Below are 15,948 nucleotides of genomic sequence, written 5' to 3'. Positions count from 1 at the left end.
AATACGGATAGACTCGGCTGGCGGCATGTGTCGCCGTGGCACGCGAAACGCCCGAATTCGAGCGTCTTGGTGCCCTTTCTTCGACGGACTTAAGTTTAGCCTACTCGTCCTGCCGGACGAGGCAGGCAGTAGCCTGTTTCACTGACCCGTAGGAGCAATCCTGCGTACTACGGAGGTGAATAATGGCAGACACAATAGTTGACGCAGTCTCTCGCGCACTCGACGAGGCACCTGGGCGGAACTTCCGCGAAACGGTTGACCTCGCCGTGAACCTGCGCGATTTAGATCTTAACGACCCGTCGAAGCGTGTTGACGAGAGTATCGTACTCCCGTCTGGCACTGGCCAGGACACCCACATTGTGGTGTTCGCGACCGGTGAAACCGCGCTCCGCGCTGAAGATGTCGCTGACGATGTTCTCGGGCCAAACGAACTCGAGGACCTCGGTGATGACTCTGATGCGGCGAAAGACCTTGCTGACGAGACCGACTTCTTCGTTGCCGAGGCAGCACTGATGCAAGACATCGGTCGCTACCTTGGTACCGTTCTCGGTCCACGTGGTAAGATGCCGACCCCGCTTCAGCCCGACGACGACGTCGTCGAGACAGTGAATCGGATGAAGAACACGGTGCAACTCCGCTCTCGTGACCGACGCACGTTCCACACGCGCGTCGGCGCGGTCGATATGACTCCCGACGAAATCGCGGAGAACATCGACGTTATCGTTCGTCGTCTCGAGGCGACGCTCGAAAAGGGCCCACTCAACATCGACTCTATCTTCGTGAAGACGACGATGGGGCCGTCCGTGGAGGTGCCCGCATGAGCGAGTCCGACGTTCGGCAGACGGAAGTCATTCCGCAGTGGAAACAGGACGAAGTTGACGAACTCGTCGAGTTCGTCGAATCGTACCAGTCCGTTGGCGTCGTCGGCGTCGCCGGTATCCCGAGCAAGCAGCTTCAGGCCATGCGCCGCGAACTGCACGGCTCCGCGCAGGTTCGGATGAGCCGTAACACGCTCGTGAACCGCGCGCTCGACCAGGTCGACGAGGGCGTCGAGACGCTCAAGGAGTACATCGCTGGGCAGGTCGCCCTCATCGGCACCGACGACAACCCGTTCGCGCTCTACAAGGAGCTCGAGGCGTCGAAGACGCCCGCTCCCATCAACGCTGGCGAAGTCGCCCCGAACGACATCGTCATCCCCGAGGGTGACACCGGTGTCGACCCGGGTCCGTTCGTTGGCGAACTCCAGCAGGTTGGAGCCTCCGCCCGCATTATGGACGGTTCCATCAAGGTGACCGAAGACTCCCACGTCCTCGACCAGGGCGAGGAAGTCTCCGAGGAACTCGCGAACGTCCTGGCAGAACTCGGTATCGAGCCCAAGGAGGTCGGTCTCGACCTTCGTGGCGTCTTCTCCGAAGGCGTCCTGTTCGAACCCGACGAACTCGCCATCGACGTGGACGAGTACCGCGCCGACATCCAGTCGGCCGTCGCCGCTGCGACGAACCTCTCGGTCAACGCGGTCTACCCGACGACGCAGACCGCGCCGACGCTCATCGCGAAGGCGACCGGCGAGGCCAAGGCAGTCGGGCTGTTCGCCAACATCGAGAGTCCGGACTTCATGCCCGAACTCATCACGAGGGCGGACGCCCAACTCCGCGCGCTCGCAGCCAACATCGACGACGAAGAGGCACTCCCTGAGGAACTCCGTGGCGTCTCCGCGCAGAGCGCGGAACCCGCGACGGAAGACGAATCGACGGACGAAGAAGAAGCAGAAGCAGAAGCCGACGAAGCTGACGCCGACGACACCGACGACGACGACGGTGACGACGCAGGCGACGCGCTCGGCTCGCTGTTCTAACAACACACAACGAGGAACACAACAATGGAATACGTCTACGCCGCACTCATCCTGAACGAGACGGAAGAAGAGATCAACGAAGAGAACATCACCGCAGTCCTCGAGGCTGCCGGTGTCGATGTCGAAGAGTCCCGCGTCAAGGCGCTCGTCGCCGCGCTCGAGGACGTCGACATCGAAGAGGCCATCGAGACGGCCGCCGCTGCCCCCGCACCCGCTGCGGGCGGCGCCGGTGGCGAAGTCGAGACGGCTGACGACGACGACGAAGAGGAAGCAGCCGAAGAAGAGGCCGCTGACGAAGACGAAGACGAAGACGAAGACGCTGACGGCGAAGGCCTCGGCGCCCTCTTCGGCTAAACTCTCGCGAGACACACGCCGCATTCGCGGCACAACTCGCTTCCAATTCTGCATTCTTTCGACGTGTGGTGAGCGACGCGTCGTAACGACGCCGCCACAGACACCGAACCCACGACTCGACTCGTCCGTAGGTTCATAACCCATCCCGGAACCACCTCGGAGCGATGTGGCTCACTGGTGTGGTCGGTGTTACTCGCTCCGCCGTCGCGACCAGTCTCCTCTCAGCGTCGGACCCGACTGTCGCCGTCTTCGTCGGCGTCGTCGCCGGCGTGCTCCTCGGAACGTGCTCGGGGCTCGTCCCGGGACTCCACGCCAACGCCTTCGCACTCGTCCTCGCCAGCGTCGCGTCGAACGTCCCCGGGCCACCCGCCGCACTCGTCGCGGCCATCCTCGCGGCGGCGACGGTTCACACGTTCCTCGACGTGGTGCCCGCGCTGGCGCTCGGCGTTCCGGATGCCGCACTCGCACCCGGCGCACTCCCGGGCCATCGACTCGTTCTCGGTGGTCGCGGGCGCGAAGCACTGCGACTGTCGGCACTGGGGAGTGGCGTCGCACTCTGTCTCGCCGTCCCGCTCGCCGTGCCGATTACCGAAGCGACGATCCGGGTCTATCCACTCGTTCGCGACTCGCTGTGGGTCGTCCTCGTCGCCGTCGTGGTCGCGCTCGTCTGGACCGAACCGACGACGCGCGCGAAACTCGCCGCCTGTGTGACCATCGCCGCCGCGACTGGGTTGGGTCTCGCCGTCCTCGACAGACCGTTCTCCGGGCCGCTTCCAGTCGGCGGCGTCTTAGCCCCGCTCTTGGCCGGCCTGTTCGGCGTGCCAGTCCTCCTCGACGCGCGTCACGGTGCGGGCGTTCCGCCACAGGGAGACACGACACTCGCAACGTCGCCTCGTGCCGTCGTTCGAAGCGTTCTCGCCGGGACTGGCGGCGGTGCGTTCGTCGGGTATCTTCCGGGCGTCTCTGCCGGCGTCGCGGGGACGCTCGCGCTCGCGGTCCTCCCCGGACACGACCCCGACGAATCGGCCAGAGCGTACGTGACGGCGACGAGTGCTGCGACGACGGCGACGACAGTGTTCGCACTCTTCGCGTTCGTGGGGCTTGGAACGCCGCGAACGGGCGCGCTCGTCGCGCTGTCGGCCGCTGGATTGCCGGCAGGTCTCTGGATTGCACTCCCAGTGACTGTCGTCGCCGGCATCGTCGGGGCGGCGTTGGTTCCGCTACTGGGAGACCGTCTGCTGGTCGTCGTCGGCAGGGTCGACCAGCGACGACTCGTCGTCGGAGTCTGTCTCTTTCTGGTCGGACTCTCGTGGGCGTTCGCTGGTGTCGCGGGGGTGGCCGTCCTCGCCGTCGCCGCAGTCGTTGGCTACGTTCCCGTGCGGTTCGGGTGCCGTCGTGTCCATCTGATGAGCGTGCTCATGGGGCCGTTGATTCTCGGATGAGTCGGGTGCACGCGCGGTGGTGGAGGCCGCAGGACCGTGAGACGTGTTGTCTCTGTTTGAAGCGGAAAGACAACGGTTAAAAGTCGCGCGCCGGTTTGTGAGCGTATGAGCGAGTCCGAACAGCGACACGCGCACCAGTGTGTGTCCTGTGGCATCAACATCGCCGGCATGAGCGCCGCGACGTTCAAGTGCCCCGACTGTGGCCAGGAGATTTCGCGTTGTTCCAAATGCCGCAAGCAGAGCAACCTCTACGAGTGCCCCGACTGCGGGTTCATGGGTCCATAATCATGGGAAAAGTAGCCGCTAAAATCAAGGTCATGCCGAACAGCCCCGAGCTGGACCTCGACGAACTCGAGGACAAGCTCGAAGACTCTCTCCCAGAGGGTGCGAAGATCAAAGGCTTCGAGCGCGACGACGTCGCGTTCGGCCTGGTCGCACTCCTGCCGACGGTCATCGTCCCCGACGACGCTGGTGGGACCGAAGCCGTCGAAGAGGCGTTCACGGAAGTTGACGGCGTCGAGTCCGTCTCCGTCGAGAACGTCGGCCGTATCTAACTGAACGACCGACCTTTTCCGCAGAACAAATCCCGCTGAGCGACTGCGCTGGCTCTCTCCGCCTCAGCGGGTTTCCATCACGTAGAGCCCAAGCAGGACGCCGAAGATGAGGCCGAACAGGACGCTCACTCCGAGGAAGTTGGTGGCGGCGACCGTGTCGACGGTGAGGCCAACGAGGCCACCGAAGAGAATCCCCGCTGCGAGGCCGATGCCGAACTGTTCAGCGCTCCAGCTGGTCCCTTCGTGGTCGTCGGAATCGACCATCACGTAGTCGGCCGATTCTCGGGTGGTGTGTTGGACGAACTCTGCGCTCAGTGGTGCTGACTCCTGGGACATACGTAGAGAGACGCGCGGAACGTCTATAATGATATCTCGGGTTCCCACGAAACGAAAACGACCGTTTCGATGGCCTAAAACCGTGACATTCAGGGGTTTGAGAAGACGGTGTTTTGGTCAGAACGCTTCGCTGAACGCCCGTTCCAAGTCAGCTTTCATGTCGTCGATGTGTTCGATACCGACCGAGACGCGGATGAGGCCGTCGGTGAGTCCTGCGTCGAGTCGTTCTTCGCGCGGGATTGCGGCGTGGGTCATCGCGGCGGGTTGCTCGATGAGGCTCTCGACACCACCGAGACTCTCTGCCAGCGTGAACACCTCTGTCTCTTCGACGACAGTCGATGCCTGTTCGAGGGTACCGTCGAGTTCGAACGAGAGCATGCCACCGAAGTCGTCCATCTGTTCGGCCGCGAGGTCGTGTTGCGGGTGGGAGTCGAGACCGGGGTAGAAGACTTCGGAGACCGCTTCGTGGTCGTCTAACCACGCCGCGAGTTCGCGGGCGTTGTCGCAGTGGCGGTCCATGCGCACGGGGAGCGTCTTCGTCCCGCGGAGGACGAGGAAACAGTCGAACGGCGAGGGCGTCGCCCCGACGGAGTTCTGGTAGAAGCCGATTTCCTCGTCGAGTTCTGCGTCGTCGGTGACGAGCGCGCCGCCGACGACGTCGGAGTGACCACCGAGATATTTGGTCAGCGAGTGGGAGACGATGTCGGCTCCGTGTTCGAGGGGGCGCTGGAGATACGGCGTTGCGAACGTGTTGTCCACCGCACAGAGTGCATCGGCTTCGTGTGCGATGTCGGCCAGCGCTGCGATGTCGTTGACGCGCATGAGCGGGTTGGTCGGTGTCTCGACCCACACGAGTTCGGTTTCGTCGCGAACGGCGTCGCGGACGGCGTCGTGGTCGGTGGTGTCGACGAAGTCGAATTCGAGGTCGTACTTCTCGTAGACCTGCGTGAAGATGCGGTGGGTGCCGCCGTAGACGTCGTTGCCGGCGACGACGTGGTCGCCGGCTTCGAGCAGGTTGAGAACGGTGTTGATAGAACCCATCCCCGAGGAGAACGCGCGGCCGTACGACCCGCCTTCGAGCGCCGCGAGATTCGTTTCGAGGTCGGTCCGGGTCGGATTCCCCGTCCGAGAGTACTCGTACCCACGGTGGTCGCCGGGGCCGTCCTGCGCGTACGTCGAGTTCGCGTAGATTGGCGTCATGAGCGCACCCGTCTCCTCGTCGGGTTCTTGACCGGCGTGAATCGCGCGCGTCTCGATACGTCGCTCGTCTTCAGACATACGCGAATGGCCGCACTCACTGGGGTTAAGTCCGTCCCTCCTGTCTCGGTGGCGTTGTAAATCCCCCGCTCGGGGTGGTCGCGTCACTCGATTCGAACGATTCTCATCGCCGTTCACCGAACGTGTCGGTCACTCCACGTTGTCGGACCACGCGGGAGAGGCACATGCGCGGTTCGTAACGTGCAATTTATAATGGCGACGCAAGTAGTCGTTCTCACGACTATGCCGAGCTCTAATGGTCCAATGAAGGGGACGCGAGGAAAGCTCTCGAACAAACCGCGTGAGCGTGGCACTTCGCCGCCGCAGCGCTCTATCGCCGAATTCGAGGAGGGCCAGAAGGTCCACCTCAACCTCGACCCGAGCGTGCGCGAGGGACGGTTCCACCCGCGCTTCAACGGCCTCACCGGTGAGGTCGTCGGAAAGCAGGGTCGCGCGTTCAAGGTTCAGATCAACGACGGCGGCAAGGACAAGCTGGTCGTCGTCCGACCCGCTCACCTGCGCGCCCAGCAGTAAGCGATGACCATCTTCAAAGAGAAAATCGACGAGGAGTATCTGACCACGTCAGAGGTCAAAGAACTCCTCGCCGAGGTTGAAGCGGAACGCGCTGCCGACGAAGAGCGTGAGATGCGCTACGAACTGGCGCGTGCAATCGAGCACGTCAATCGGTTCGCTCACCTCGACCCCAAGGAATCTCGTGAACTCGTCGAAGAGCTCGCCGACCTCGAGAAGGTCGACACACCGACCGCAATCAAAATCGCCGACCTCCTGCCAGAGGACCGCGACGAACTGCGTGCGGTGTTCGCCCAGCAGCGGTACGCACTCTCTGGCGACGAACTCGACGAGATTCTCAACGTCGTCGCTAAATACATCTGACCGCGCGACTGCGCGGCCAACTATTTAAATAGGGGCTCACCGTATCTACTGACATGACAACTTCGGAGAGCGGTGACGCCGACGCAACGTCGGGGAACGGTGACGCCGACGCAACTGTCGAGTACGCTGTGTTGCTCGACGTGCTCCGACACGGTCGGCAAGACGATGGCCGACGACGCTTCGACGCAGACCCCATCGCCTATGCTCTCGGTGAAACCAACTTCCGCCTCCTCGAACTGACACTGACGGAGGACGCAGACGTGAGCATCGGTGACCGTGTCGTTATCTCACCGACAGCAGACCGAGAGGTAGTAAAGAGCGTCGAACACCTCGACTACAGCGACCTCTCGAACACGGCAGACTCCGAACTGGAGTACGTGGTCGAGGACATCGTCGATGCAGACGAAGCGCGCTTCGTCGACTTCTACAACGATGCGCAACCGATTACGCTCCGTCTCCACCAGCTCAACTTGCTCCCCGGAATCGGGAAGAAACTCCGAGACAAGATTCTCGAAGAACGGAAACGCTACGGCCCGTTCGAGTCGTTCGAGGACCTCCACGACCGTGTCTCCGGCCTCCACCACCCGAAAGAGGTCATCGTCGAACGCATCCTCGAAGAACTCCACGGCGACGATGTGAAGTACAAGACGTTCGTCCGAAACGACCAATAAGCGGAACGGGACTTTTACCCGGCCTCACACGATATCTCTGGCAATGACGAGCGACGGAAGCGAACAGGTTCGTGCGCCCGCCGCACGCGACCCGGACGCACTCATCCGCCGAGCAGGCGTCCGCGGCGACCCGGACCGAGACCAGCACTTCCTCGTCGACGACCGCGTCGTCGACCGTATCCCGACGTATCTCCCAGAAGAAGTAGACACCTCTCACATCCTCGAAATCGGTGGCGGCCCGGGCGTGCTGACCGACAGACTCCTCGCCACCGCAGACCGCGTGACTGTCGTCGAACAGGACGAGACGTTCGCCGCGCATCTGCGCCGTGAGTTCGCCGACGAAGTCGAAGACGGCCGACTCACCGTCGTCGAGGGTGACGCACTCGAGGTTGCCCTCCCCGAGTTCACCGCGTGTGTCTCGAACCTCCCGTACGGCATCTCCTCGGAGATATCGTTCCGCCTCCTCCCACTCGGCAAACCGCTCGTCCTCATGTTCCAAAAAGAGTTCGGCGAGCGGATGGCCGCCGAGGCGGGAACCTCCGAGTACGGCCGTCTCTCTGTGAGCGCACAGCACTACGGAGCCGTGGAAGTCTGCGAAATCGTCCCGAAAGAGGCGTTCGACCCGCAACCGGCGGTCCAGAGCGCTATCGTCCGCATCACGCCGCGCGCACCGGACTACGAAGTCGACGACGAGGAGTTCTTCCTCGACTTCGTCAAGGCCCTGTTCACCCAGCGTCGCAAGACCATCCGAAACGGCATCCGCAACACGGCACACATCTCGGGACTCTCAGACCCCGAAGCAGTGGTCGAAGCGGCTGACGAAGACATCCTCCGCAGACGTGCCGGCAAGATGGAACCCACAGAGTTCGCCGAACTCGCCCAACTCGCCGCAGACGTCGGTTTGTAAGCAATGACACTCCCCGTATCCTCCCTCCTCATGTCCTTTCAGTTGGTTAGTACGCTCCCGACCGTCGGCCTCCAGACCGACCCGGCGATAGATTTCGCCACGTTGCTCCCATCGGTCGAACTGCGAATCGTCGCCAGTGCGGTGGTCCTCGCGGCTATCGTCGCCGTCTGGGGACTCGGGGCCAAACTGCACGACAGAGACGCCGACAACGTCTCGTCGGCGTTCTGGCACCTCGGCGTCACACTGTTCCGCCTCGTTGGCGTCATCCTCGGTGGGGCGTTCATCGTCTCGATCTGGTCCAGTTCGGGCGACATCGCGACGATTTCCGAGCAGTACGGCCTCGGAACGCAGACGCTCGTCAGAACCGGCCTGTCGGCGACGTTCTTCATCGGCGCGTACGTCGTGACGACGGTTCTCGGTCGACTCATCAAGGAAGTCGCGAGCACTCGTCAGGAGATATCCGACCACCAGCGCGAGATAATCTATCGCCTCGCACAGGTCTCGACCTACCTCATCGCCGTCGTCTTCGTCCTCAGCGTCTGGCAAGCGGACCTCGGCGGATTCCTCGTTGGGGCCGGATTCCTCGGTATCGTCGTCGGTATGGCCGCCAGACAGACCCTCGGTGCGCTCATCGCCGGATTCGTCCTGATGTTCTCCCGGCCGTTCGAAATCGGTGACTGGGTCGAAGTCGGAAACCACGAGGGAATCGTCACCGATATCACCGTCGTGAACACGCGAATTCAGTCGTTCGACGGGGAGTACGTGATGATTCCGAACGACGTGGTGAGTTCCGAGAGTCTCGTCAACCGGAGTCGAAAAGGGAGACTCCGCCTCGAAGTCGAAGTCGGCGTCGACTACGAGACCAACGTCGAACACGCTGCGTCGGTCGCACAGGAGGCCGTCGAGGACATCGACGAGGTGCTGTCTGTCCCACAGACACAGGTCGTCGCCAAGCGATTCGACGACTCTGCTGTCGTCCTCGGTGTGCGCCCGTGGATCGACCGCCCGAGCGCACGTCGCAAGTGGAAGGTACAGACGGCCGTCATCGGTGCCGTCCGCGAAGCGTTCGCCGACGAAGAGATCAGCATCCCGTTCCCACAGCGCGAACTCTCCTCGCGTGGGCAGTCGGGTCCGGTTCCGCTCACCGACGCGCCGGCGCAGGAGCGTGGACAGCACGATGGCAGCGCAAGCAGCGCAGGCAGCGCAGGCGGCGCAGGTGGTGCTGCCAGCGGGAGTTCGAACGGGTCGTCTACTGAGAGTTCGAGTGGCACGACCAACGGGTCGTCTGGAGAGTCGACGTGACGGACCTCGCAGAGCGCCGTGGGATGAACACCTCGGTCTACCAACCCGCAGAAGATTCGGGCCTCCTCGCGCAGGCGGCCATCGGCCGCGTCTCTGGGCGCGTCCTCGAAGTCGGCACCGGGTCGGGGTGGGTCGCTCAACAACTCGTCCAGAAGACAGACGCCGACGTGGTCGCCAGCGACCTGAACCCACACGCGTGCACGCAGGCCGCAGAACGCGCGGCCAAACTCCGTGCCGAAGGCGAACGCGGATTCGACGTAGTGCGAGGCGACCTCGTCGAACCCTTCCGAGACGACTCGTTCGACGCCGTCGCGTTCAATCCCCCGTATCTCCCGGAGGACCTCGAAGCGGCCCGTGACGACTGGATGGAAGTCGCACTCACCGGCGGCGAAACCGGGCGCGAAATCATCGACCCATTCCTCGATACGGTCGGACGCGTGCTCAAACCAGACGGTGTGGTCTTCCTCCTCGTGAGCAGTCTTACCGGATACGACGAAGTTCTCGCCCGCGCGAAGAAGAACGGATTCGGCCACGAGGTGGTCGTACAGGAGTCCTATCCCTACGAGACGCTCTCTGTCCTCGCCCTGAAATAACTGCTGTGCATTTTCCCATACAGGAAATATTATACCCCGTCATTTCTTAGCGGCGAGTGATGACTGAACTCGTCTCGACAACACCGGGGCTCTATCCCCTCCCGGATTGGGCGAAGCAAACGCTCTCCGACCTCAAAGGACACCAGAAACACGACCTCATCTCCGGAAACGAAGGCCCGGACATCGTGAGCGCGTACGAGCGCGCACGCGAAGAAGTCGTCACCGAACAGGTCGATGCCGGACTCGACCACATCGTCGAAGGCCAACTTCGATGGGACGACATGCTCGCGCACCCCCTGACGGTCCACGAGAACGTCGAGACCGGCGGCATCGTCCGCTACTACGACAACAACAACTTCTACCGCGACCCGCAGGTGCGCGGCGAACTCACCTTCTCCGGTGACGTCGCGGCCGAACTCGACGCCACTGCGGACCTCCTCGGCGACGAGTCGCTGCAGGCCGTCCTCCCCGGCCCCTACTCGCTCGCGGACCTCGCGACCGACGAGTACTACGGCGACGAGGCGGAGTTCCTCGACGCTGTCGGGTCGTTCCTCGCCGACGAAGTCGACGCCTTCCCGGACCACGAGACGCTGTTCCTCCTCGAACCCTCGCTGGTCGAATCGCCACCGGGTGAGGATATCGACGCGCAGATTCCCGAAGCCATCTCGGCCGTCGCCGACGCAACCGACGCGAACGTCGTCGTCCACACCTACTGGGGGTCGCTCGAAGAGAAGGTCTACGCGCACCTGATGGACGCCGACGTCGACGCAATCGGCTTCGACTTCGTCGCCGGTGACCGCGACCAGACGTTCTACAACATCAACGAGTACGGCACGAAAGACGACATCGCGCTCGGCCTCGTCGACGGGCAGAACACGCTGGTCGAAGACCCCGCGACGGTCCGCGAGCGCGTCGAGTGGACGCTCGACCGCGTCCAGAACAAGACGTTCGACACCGCGTACGTGACTTCCAACACCGAACTGTTCTACCTGCCGGAGAACCGCGCGACCGAGAAACTCGCCGCACTCGCTGCTGCGACCGAAGACGAACTGGAGGTAGAAGCATGAGCCGTGACGCCGAAAACCGCGAGCAGTTCCGCCCCGAAAACCACGACAACGAGCACTTCCTGCTCACGACCGTCGTCGGGTCGTACCCGAAACCGAAGTGGCTCAACCGCGCGAACGACCTCGCAGAAGACCCCGACTCCAAGTTCACCGAAGAACACCTCCACGAGGCCCACGACGACGCCTGTCGTGTCATCACGCACGAACACGAACGCGCCGGGCTCGACACCGTCGTTGACGGCGAGATGCGCCGCGAAGAGATGGTCGAATACTTCGCCCACCGGATTCCGGGCTACGAGTTCAACGGCCCGGTGAAGGTGTGGGGCCACAACTACTTCGACAAGCCCTCGGTCGTCGGTGAGGTCGAATACGACGAACCGTGGCTGGTCGACGAGTTCGAGTTCACGAGCGACGTCGCGTCCAAACCGGTCAAAGTCCCAATCACGGGGCCGTACACGCTCGCCAGCTGGTCGTTCAACGAGCATTACGAGAACGAAGCGGAACTCGCCTACGCCCTCGCGGACCTCGTCAACGAGGAAATCGAACAACTCGTCGACGCAGGTGCGACCTACATCCAGATCGACGAACCCGCGCTGGCGACGACGCCTGACGATCACGCTATCGTCGGTGAGTGTCTCGAACGCATCGTCTCGGGTGTCCCAGACGAAGTCCGCATCGGCCTCCACGTCTGTTACGGCGACTACTCGCGCATCTACCCCGAACTCAACGACTACCCAATCGACGAGTTCGACGTGGAACTCTGCAACGGTGGCTACGACCAGATCGACGTCTTCACCGAACCCGAGTTCGAACCCGACCTCGCACTCGGTGTCGTCGACGTGCACGACGCAGAAGTCGAGTCGGTCGAAGAGATAAAAGAGAACATCAAGCAGGGTCTGAAGGTCGTCCCGCCGGAGAAACTCACCATCTCGCCCGACTGCGGTGTGAAACTCCTGCCTCGCAAGGTGGCCTACCAGAAGATGGAGAACATGGTCAAAGCCGCTCGCGAAGTCGAAGCGGAACTCGACGCCGGCGAAATCGACCTCGACGCACCGGTTCCGTCCGCCGACTGAGCACTCGTCTCTTCGAGTCGGTCTCTCTTTTTGCCGTCGAATGGGTCGACAGGCTGGCTATTCTCCCGAATCGAACGACCAACTTTCTAAGCCCTTCACCACTCTGGGAGTATCAACTCTTTTGAACGGTACGCTAGTTTATCTTTGAATACGTTGTCATATCTACTGGTGGAGAACAGTGACAGAAACACCAGCGACAGCTGAATCGAACGACGAGCAAGAGTGGTTCCCGATTGCGCGACGGAACCTGTTGCGTGCTGCGGGGGCATCGGCGGTACTCCTTGGAATGGGCGCAGGAACTGCCGTCGCGCAAAGTGACGAAGACGAGGACGAAAATGGAGATGACAGTGGAAACGGGGATTCATCTCAGGACGACGAAAACGGCGACGATGGACCAGGACCCGACGACATAGACCCGATATTCGGATACGCTTCTGCGGCACTCAATCCGTGTGCGGGTGAATCCGGTGCGGACTGTTTCGAGGCGTTTGACGAATCGGTTCGCCCGTCTCACGAAGTCGAACTACACATCAACCTACCGGAGGAACTGTTCGCCTTCGCCGAACCGGGGATTCTCACTCAGGCGGAAATCGACGAAATCAACGCCGCCGTGGCGGATGGTGTCGTCGACGCCGACGAACTGAGCAACCCTAACTTCGAGGTGACAGTCGGACCAGAAGGTGAAGAGGTGACGCTGACCATCCTGGAAATCGCGGAGCTTCTCGCCGAAACGACGGCGTTCCACTACGAACCGGTTGGCCTCACAGTCGCACCGGGCGACGTGGTCATCTACAGCGCGGAGACACCAGACCACGGTGTTTCAGCCTACCACGAGCGACACGGCCGGCAGAACCGTGTCCCGGAGGGAGTCGGACCGATTTCAGCGCCACTCGTGCCCGTCGGTGGGTACTGGCTCTTCCGGTTCGAAACACCCGGTGTGTACGACTTCTACTGTCCGCCACACCAGATATTCGGCATGGTGTCGCGCGTTGTCGTGACCGATGGTGACGTTCCCGAACTCTCTATCGAAGAGACCGGCAGACCACCAGAAGAGATGAACATTCTGCCGTTATTCCTTCAGGGACTCGACCCGAACCTCCCAAGTGAGGCAGCAGTCTTCGAATCGGAAGCACTCACTCCCGAAAACATCGTCAACGAGGGAAGCGTCTCGTGGGAGACGGTCGTCGAAGAGTTCAGAGGAGGAGAAGAAGAAGAGGCCTGAACCACCTCGGGTTCGTCCGTCCGTTCTTTTTTGTGGTGTTTCGTGTGGTAGGCCGTCGTGTGGCGTCGTTACGCTCGCTTCGTCGCCCGAATAGACAGCGTCATGGGAATCTCTGGGTCACCGATGGGGAAGCGCCACCACCCATCGTCGCCTTCGACGAGCGTTGGGAAGCGTTCGTAACACAGTTTGGGAAACTCGTGGACGAACTCGATTTCGAGTCCTGCGTCGACGAGTGCGGTCACGATCTCGCCCGTCGTGTGCTCCCACTCGAACGTGGTCTTGTTCTCAAGGCCGTCGCCCGCGTAGCTTTCACCGCTCTCGATTCGGTGGGCCTCGCCCGAGAAGTACGGATACTCGAACCTGGCCCACTCCTCGTTCGTCTCGCTGACCGACCCGACGACGGGGTGGATTTCGGCGATGTAGAACGTCCCACCGGGTTCGAGGAAGTGGTCGATGACCTCGGCCCAGCGGTCGATATCCGAGAGCCAGTAGATGACGCCGTAGGACGTAAACACGATGTCGAACTCACCGTCGAGGGCGTCTGGAAGTTCGAGGACGTCGCTCTCGACGAACCGCGCTTGCTCGGCGTCGATTCCGACTTCGTCGCGGAGTTCGCGTGCCGTCTCGATAGCCGTCGGAGAGAAATCGACGCCCGTGACGGTTGCCCCTTCACGTGCCCACGAGAGCGTGTCCATACCGAAGTGGCACTGCAGATGGAGAAGCGATTTACCGTCGACCGAGCCGAGTTCCTCGCGTTCGAGGTCCATCAGACTCGACTCGCCAGCGACGAACCCATCGACATCGTAGAACTCGGTCGTCGGATGGAGGTCGGCCAACTCGTCCCAGTGGTCACGGTTGGTCGCGTGAAATTCGTCCATACGTCGCCCCCGAGAGGCGAGAGTAAGTGCTTTGTCACCGGTGGTTGGCGAGCAAGGCAACTGACGCGACCATCACGCCCACTCGGGTTCGTACGCTTTCGCACCGAAGTCGTGGTGATACTCACGACCACTGGTTTCGCCGACGTGCCATCGTCCATCTTGCCCCCGGATGAGCGGGAGTTCAGTTCCCACTGCATCCGAGATTTCGTCGGGGAAGACACCACACGCCGCAGCAACGCGTTCGAATCGGGACTCACCAGTCAACTGACTCGGGAGCGGAACCCACAACCACGCGGTTCGGTCGTCGGGCGTCGCGAGCGCGAGGTCGAACCGAACACCGTCTGTCAGCGAAAACCGGTCGAGTCCGCGCGTCCCTCGTCTTCGCTCTGGAACGACAGCAGTGACGACGCCGGCGTCGACGTGGTCGAGTGCGCGAAGGCCGGCGACTTTGAGCTCCACGTCGCGAATGTCGGCCGGGCCGAAGACGGTCGGTCGAACCGCCATCAAGACGTTCAAGACGTTTGCTGCGAATCGCGCCATCACCCACGCGGCGACTGCTGTCGCCCCGAGCATCGCCACGGCGGTGAGTGTGAACACCAGTAGTAGCGCGATGAGGACGAGTTCCAGTTCCACCATGCAACTGTATCGCTGGCGACAGAGAAAGCGATTATTTGCGCCAAACCTGACGGTCACGGTCTGTAGACGGTGTCGGCTCTGTCGGTGCGAGTGGGAGAGAGTCGACGAACAGCGCCCGGTGGTACCACCACTCACCCCGAGACGACGACCCGGGGGTCGTCTCGGAGAGAGCGCGGACGAGAGGGGGCGACGTGGCCGTCGCTCCTCTCGAGCGAAAACGTGGAAAATCGACGACGAAACCTTACTCGTAGAGCCAGGTTTCGTCGATGCGCTCGTAGTCGACCAGTTCGTCTTCGTCGAAGAACAGGTCGATTTCGCGCTCGTTTGCGCCCTCGTCCTCGTTGTCGGAGCCGTGGATGACGTTCCGACCGAGGTCGAGACCGTAGTCACCGCGGATGGTGCCGGGGGCGGACTCTGCGGGGTCGGTCTCGCCCATCATGCGGCGGACCTGACGCGTCGCGTCCTGTCCTTCCCAGACCATCGCGAAGACGGGGCCGGAGGTGATGAAGTCCACGAGACCCTCGAAGAAGGGCTTGCCCTCGTGTTCACCGTAGTGGTCGTGGGCGAGTTCTTCCGAAATCTGCATGAACTTGCCGCCGACCATCTTCAGACCGCGGTCTTCGAATCGGGAGACGATGTCTCCGATGAGACCGCGCTGGACGCCGTCCGGCTTGACCATCACGAAGGTGCGTTCGGCGTCGGACATTTAGTTGTCGTCCTCCGAACGACCGCGTGCGCGACGGCCTGCTTCCGTCCACTCGAGGTCACGTGCTTCGCGACCGAGGAAGTAGTTCTTCTCGGCCTTCGAGCTCTTGAAGTGGAGGATGGTTCCGTCGATCTTGACGTACATCGTGCCCGTGCCGGGCTCGATCTCTTCACCACTGTAGTCACACGTTCGCTTTTCGACCAT

At 62.2% G+C, this 15,948-nt stretch carries 21 protein-coding genes; 15 read left to right on the top strand and 6 right to left on the bottom strand.

Features of this window, described 5'->3' with window-relative positions; all coding sequences use genetic code 11:
• The first annotated feature begins 182 nt into the window (after nt 1-182).
• From ACK3SC_RS15175 to ACK3SC_RS15150, 6 genes are all read left to right on the top strand, one after another.
• Nucleotides 183-821: a 50S ribosomal protein L1 gene (locus ACK3SC_RS15175; protein ID WP_416841047.1), complete on the top strand. Its 639-nt coding sequence runs from the start codon at nt 183-185 to the stop codon at nt 819-821.
• Nucleotides 818-1,855 carry a 50S ribosomal protein L10 gene (locus ACK3SC_RS15170; protein ID WP_416841046.1) on the top strand — a complete coding sequence of 346 codons (1,038 nt, stop codon included), beginning with the start codon at nt 818-820 and terminating at the stop codon, nt 1,853-1,855. The genes ACK3SC_RS15175 and ACK3SC_RS15170 overlap by 4 nt, the downstream gene beginning before the upstream one ends.
• 24 nt (nt 1,856-1,879) lie before the next feature.
• Entirely contained in the window at nt 1,880-2,209 is a 330-nt protein-coding gene (rpl12p, locus tag ACK3SC_RS15165) for a 50S ribosomal protein P1 (protein ID WP_416841045.1), read from the top strand.
• Between the two features lie 164 nt (nt 2,210-2,373).
• A complete protein-coding gene (locus ACK3SC_RS15160) occupies nt 2,374-3,651 on the top strand; it encodes a tripartite tricarboxylate transporter permease (protein WP_416841044.1) in 1,278 nt (425 codons plus the stop codon).
• A gap of 105 nt (nt 3,652-3,756) precedes the next feature.
• Nucleotides 3,757-3,936: an HVO_2753 family zinc finger protein gene (locus ACK3SC_RS15155; RefSeq protein ID WP_004042997.1), complete on the top strand. Its 180-nt coding sequence runs from the start codon at nt 3,757-3,759 to the stop codon at nt 3,934-3,936.
• 2 nt (nt 3,937-3,938) lie between these two features.
• On the top strand, nt 3,939-4,205 hold the full coding sequence (locus tag ACK3SC_RS15150) for an elongation factor 1-beta (RefSeq protein ID WP_416841043.1): 267 nt from the start codon (nt 3,939-3,941) through the stop codon (nt 4,203-4,205).
• A gap of 63 nt (nt 4,206-4,268) precedes the next feature.
• On the opposite strand, the gene ACK3SC_RS15145 is transcribed toward ACK3SC_RS15150, so the two are convergent.
• Both ACK3SC_RS15145 and ACK3SC_RS15140 read right to left on the bottom strand, forming a co-directional pair.
• Nucleotides 4,269-4,541: a hypothetical protein gene (locus ACK3SC_RS15145; protein WP_416841042.1), complete on the bottom strand. Its 273-nt coding sequence runs from the start codon at nt 4,539-4,541 to the stop codon at nt 4,269-4,271.
• 117 nt (nt 4,542-4,658) lie between these two features.
• Entirely contained in the window at nt 4,659-5,819 is a 1,161-nt protein-coding gene (locus ACK3SC_RS15140) for a cystathionine gamma-synthase (protein WP_416841041.1), read from the bottom strand.
• A 222-nt stretch (nt 5,820-6,041) separates the two neighbouring features.
• On the opposite strand from ACK3SC_RS15140, the gene ACK3SC_RS15135 reads away from it, so the two are divergent.
• The 9 genes from ACK3SC_RS15135 to ACK3SC_RS15095 all read left to right on the top strand — a co-directional run bounded on the left by ACK3SC_RS15135 (nt 6,042) and on the right by ACK3SC_RS15095 (nt 13,524).
• Entirely contained in the window at nt 6,042-6,332 is a 291-nt protein-coding gene (locus tag ACK3SC_RS15135; RefSeq protein WP_416841040.1) for a 50S ribosomal protein L21e, read from the top strand.
• 3 nt (nt 6,333-6,335) lie between these two features.
• Nucleotides 6,336-6,692 (top strand): RNA polymerase Rpb4 family protein, encoded by a 357-nt coding sequence (locus tag ACK3SC_RS15130; RefSeq protein WP_416841039.1) that lies wholly within the window; start codon nt 6,336-6,338, stop codon nt 6,690-6,692.
• Between the two features lie 53 nt (nt 6,693-6,745).
• Nucleotides 6,746-7,363 (top strand): DUF655 domain-containing protein, encoded by a 618-nt coding sequence (locus ACK3SC_RS15125; RefSeq protein WP_416841038.1) that lies wholly within the window; start codon nt 6,746-6,748, stop codon nt 7,361-7,363.
• A 43-nt stretch (nt 7,364-7,406) separates the two neighbouring features.
• Entirely contained in the window at nt 7,407-8,270 is an 864-nt protein-coding gene (locus ACK3SC_RS15120) for a 16S ribosomal RNA methyltransferase A (protein ID WP_416841037.1), read from the top strand.
• Nucleotides 8,271-8,273: 3 nt separating this feature from the next.
• On the top strand, nt 8,274-9,572 hold the full coding sequence (locus ACK3SC_RS15115; protein ID WP_416841036.1) for a mechanosensitive ion channel family protein: 1,299 nt from the start codon (nt 8,274-8,276) through the stop codon (nt 9,570-9,572).
• Nucleotides 9,569-10,165, top strand: coding sequence for a HemK2/MTQ2 family protein methyltransferase (locus ACK3SC_RS15110; protein WP_416841035.1), 597 nt, complete (start codon nt 9,569-9,571; stop codon nt 10,163-10,165). Before ACK3SC_RS15115 ends, ACK3SC_RS15110 begins: the two co-directional genes overlap by 4 nt.
• 59 nt (nt 10,166-10,224) lie before the next feature.
• Entirely contained in the window at nt 10,225-11,232 is a 1,008-nt protein-coding gene (locus ACK3SC_RS15105; protein ID WP_416841034.1) for a 5-methyltetrahydropteroyltriglutamate--homocysteine methyltransferase, read from the top strand.
• Nucleotides 11,229-12,302, top strand: coding sequence for a methionine synthase (locus ACK3SC_RS15100; protein WP_416841032.1), 1,074 nt, complete (start codon nt 11,229-11,231; stop codon nt 12,300-12,302). The genes ACK3SC_RS15105 and ACK3SC_RS15100 overlap by 4 nt, the downstream gene beginning before the upstream one ends.
• A 178-nt stretch (nt 12,303-12,480) precedes the next feature.
• Nucleotides 12,481-13,524, top strand: a complete 1,044-nt coding sequence (locus ACK3SC_RS15095) for a cupredoxin domain-containing protein (RefSeq protein ID WP_416841031.1) — start codon at nt 12,481-12,483, stop codon at nt 13,522-13,524.
• A gap of 68 nt (nt 13,525-13,592) precedes the next feature.
• Here the strand turns inward: ACK3SC_RS15095 and ACK3SC_RS15090 are convergent, their stop codons facing one another.
• From ACK3SC_RS15090 to ACK3SC_RS15075, 4 genes are all read right to left on the bottom strand, one after another.
• Nucleotides 13,593-14,402, bottom strand: coding sequence for a class I SAM-dependent methyltransferase (locus ACK3SC_RS15090; RefSeq protein WP_416841029.1), 810 nt, complete (start codon nt 14,400-14,402; stop codon nt 13,593-13,595).
• A 72-nt stretch (nt 14,403-14,474) separates the two neighbouring features.
• Complete coding sequence (locus ACK3SC_RS15085; protein WP_416841028.1) at nt 14,475-15,038, bottom strand: hypothetical protein; 564 nt, start codon at nt 15,036-15,038, stop codon at nt 14,475-14,477.
• 241 nt (nt 15,039-15,279) lie between these two features.
• On the bottom strand, nt 15,280-15,744 hold the full coding sequence (ndk, locus tag ACK3SC_RS15080) for a nucleoside-diphosphate kinase (protein ID WP_416841027.1): 465 nt from the start codon (nt 15,742-15,744) through the stop codon (nt 15,280-15,282).
• Nucleotides 15,745-15,948 (bottom strand): 50S ribosomal protein L24e, encoded by a 204-nt coding sequence (locus ACK3SC_RS15075; protein WP_416841026.1) that lies wholly within the window; start codon nt 15,946-15,948, stop codon nt 15,745-15,747.

The sequence above is a fragment of the Haloferax sp. DFSO52 genome (genome assembly GCF_048158745.1).
In the GTDB taxonomy this organism is placed as follows: Archaea; Halobacteriota; Halobacteria; order Halobacteriales; family Haloferacaceae; genus Haloferax.
Note: the sequence above shows the minus strand (reverse complement) of the source record. Positions and strands in the feature narration are given on the sequence as shown.

Excerpts from the sequence above, each read along its gene's own strand:
- ACK3SC_RS15175 (WP_416841047.1), top strand. The coding sequence starts at position 183 with ATGGCAGACACAATAGTTGACGCAGTCTCTCGCGCACTCGACGAGGCA.
- ACK3SC_RS15170 (WP_416841046.1), top strand. The coding sequence starts at position 818 with ATGAGCGAGTCCGACGTTCGGCAGACGGAAGTCATTCCGCAGTGGAAA.
- rpl12p (WP_416841045.1), top strand. The coding sequence starts at position 1,880 with ATGGAATACGTCTACGCCGCACTCATCCTGAACGAGACGGAAGAAGAG.
- ACK3SC_RS15160 (WP_416841044.1), top strand. The coding sequence starts at position 2,374 with ATGTGGCTCACTGGTGTGGTCGGTGTTACTCGCTCCGCCGTCGCGACC.
- ACK3SC_RS15155 (WP_004042997.1), top strand. The coding sequence starts at position 3,757 with ATGAGCGAGTCCGAACAGCGACACGCGCACCAGTGTGTGTCCTGTGGC.
- ACK3SC_RS15150 (WP_416841043.1), top strand. The coding sequence starts at position 3,939 with ATGGGAAAAGTAGCCGCTAAAATCAAGGTCATGCCGAACAGCCCCGAG.
- ACK3SC_RS15145 (WP_416841042.1), bottom strand. The coding sequence starts at position 4,541 with ATGTCCCAGGAGTCAGCACCACTGAGCGCAGAGTTCGTCCAACACACC.
- ACK3SC_RS15140 (WP_416841041.1), bottom strand. The coding sequence starts at position 5,819 with ATGTCTGAAGACGAGCGACGTATCGAGACGCGCGCGATTCACGCCGGT.
- ACK3SC_RS15135 (WP_416841040.1), top strand. The coding sequence starts at position 6,042 with ATGCCGAGCTCTAATGGTCCAATGAAGGGGACGCGAGGAAAGCTCTCG.
- ACK3SC_RS15130 (WP_416841039.1), top strand. The coding sequence starts at position 6,336 with ATGACCATCTTCAAAGAGAAAATCGACGAGGAGTATCTGACCACGTCA.
- ACK3SC_RS15125 (WP_416841038.1), top strand. The coding sequence starts at position 6,746 with ATGACAACTTCGGAGAGCGGTGACGCCGACGCAACGTCGGGGAACGGT.
- ACK3SC_RS15120 (WP_416841037.1), top strand. The coding sequence starts at position 7,407 with ATGACGAGCGACGGAAGCGAACAGGTTCGTGCGCCCGCCGCACGCGAC.
- ACK3SC_RS15115 (WP_416841036.1), top strand. The coding sequence starts at position 8,274 with ATGACACTCCCCGTATCCTCCCTCCTCATGTCCTTTCAGTTGGTTAGT.
- ACK3SC_RS15105 (WP_416841034.1), top strand. The coding sequence starts at position 10,225 with ATGACTGAACTCGTCTCGACAACACCGGGGCTCTATCCCCTCCCGGAT.
- ACK3SC_RS15100 (WP_416841032.1), top strand. The coding sequence starts at position 11,229 with ATGAGCCGTGACGCCGAAAACCGCGAGCAGTTCCGCCCCGAAAACCAC.
- ACK3SC_RS15090 (WP_416841029.1), bottom strand. The coding sequence starts at position 14,402 with ATGGACGAATTTCACGCGACCAACCGTGACCACTGGGACGAGTTGGCC.
- ACK3SC_RS15085 (WP_416841028.1), bottom strand. The coding sequence starts at position 15,038 with ATGGTGGAACTGGAACTCGTCCTCATCGCGCTACTACTGGTGTTCACA.
- ndk (WP_416841027.1), bottom strand. The coding sequence starts at position 15,744 with ATGTCCGACGCCGAACGCACCTTCGTGATGGTCAAGCCGGACGGCGTC.
- ACK3SC_RS15075 (WP_416841026.1), bottom strand. The coding sequence starts at position 15,948 with ATGGTCGAAAAGCGAACGTGTGACTACAGTGGTGAAGAGATCGAGCCC.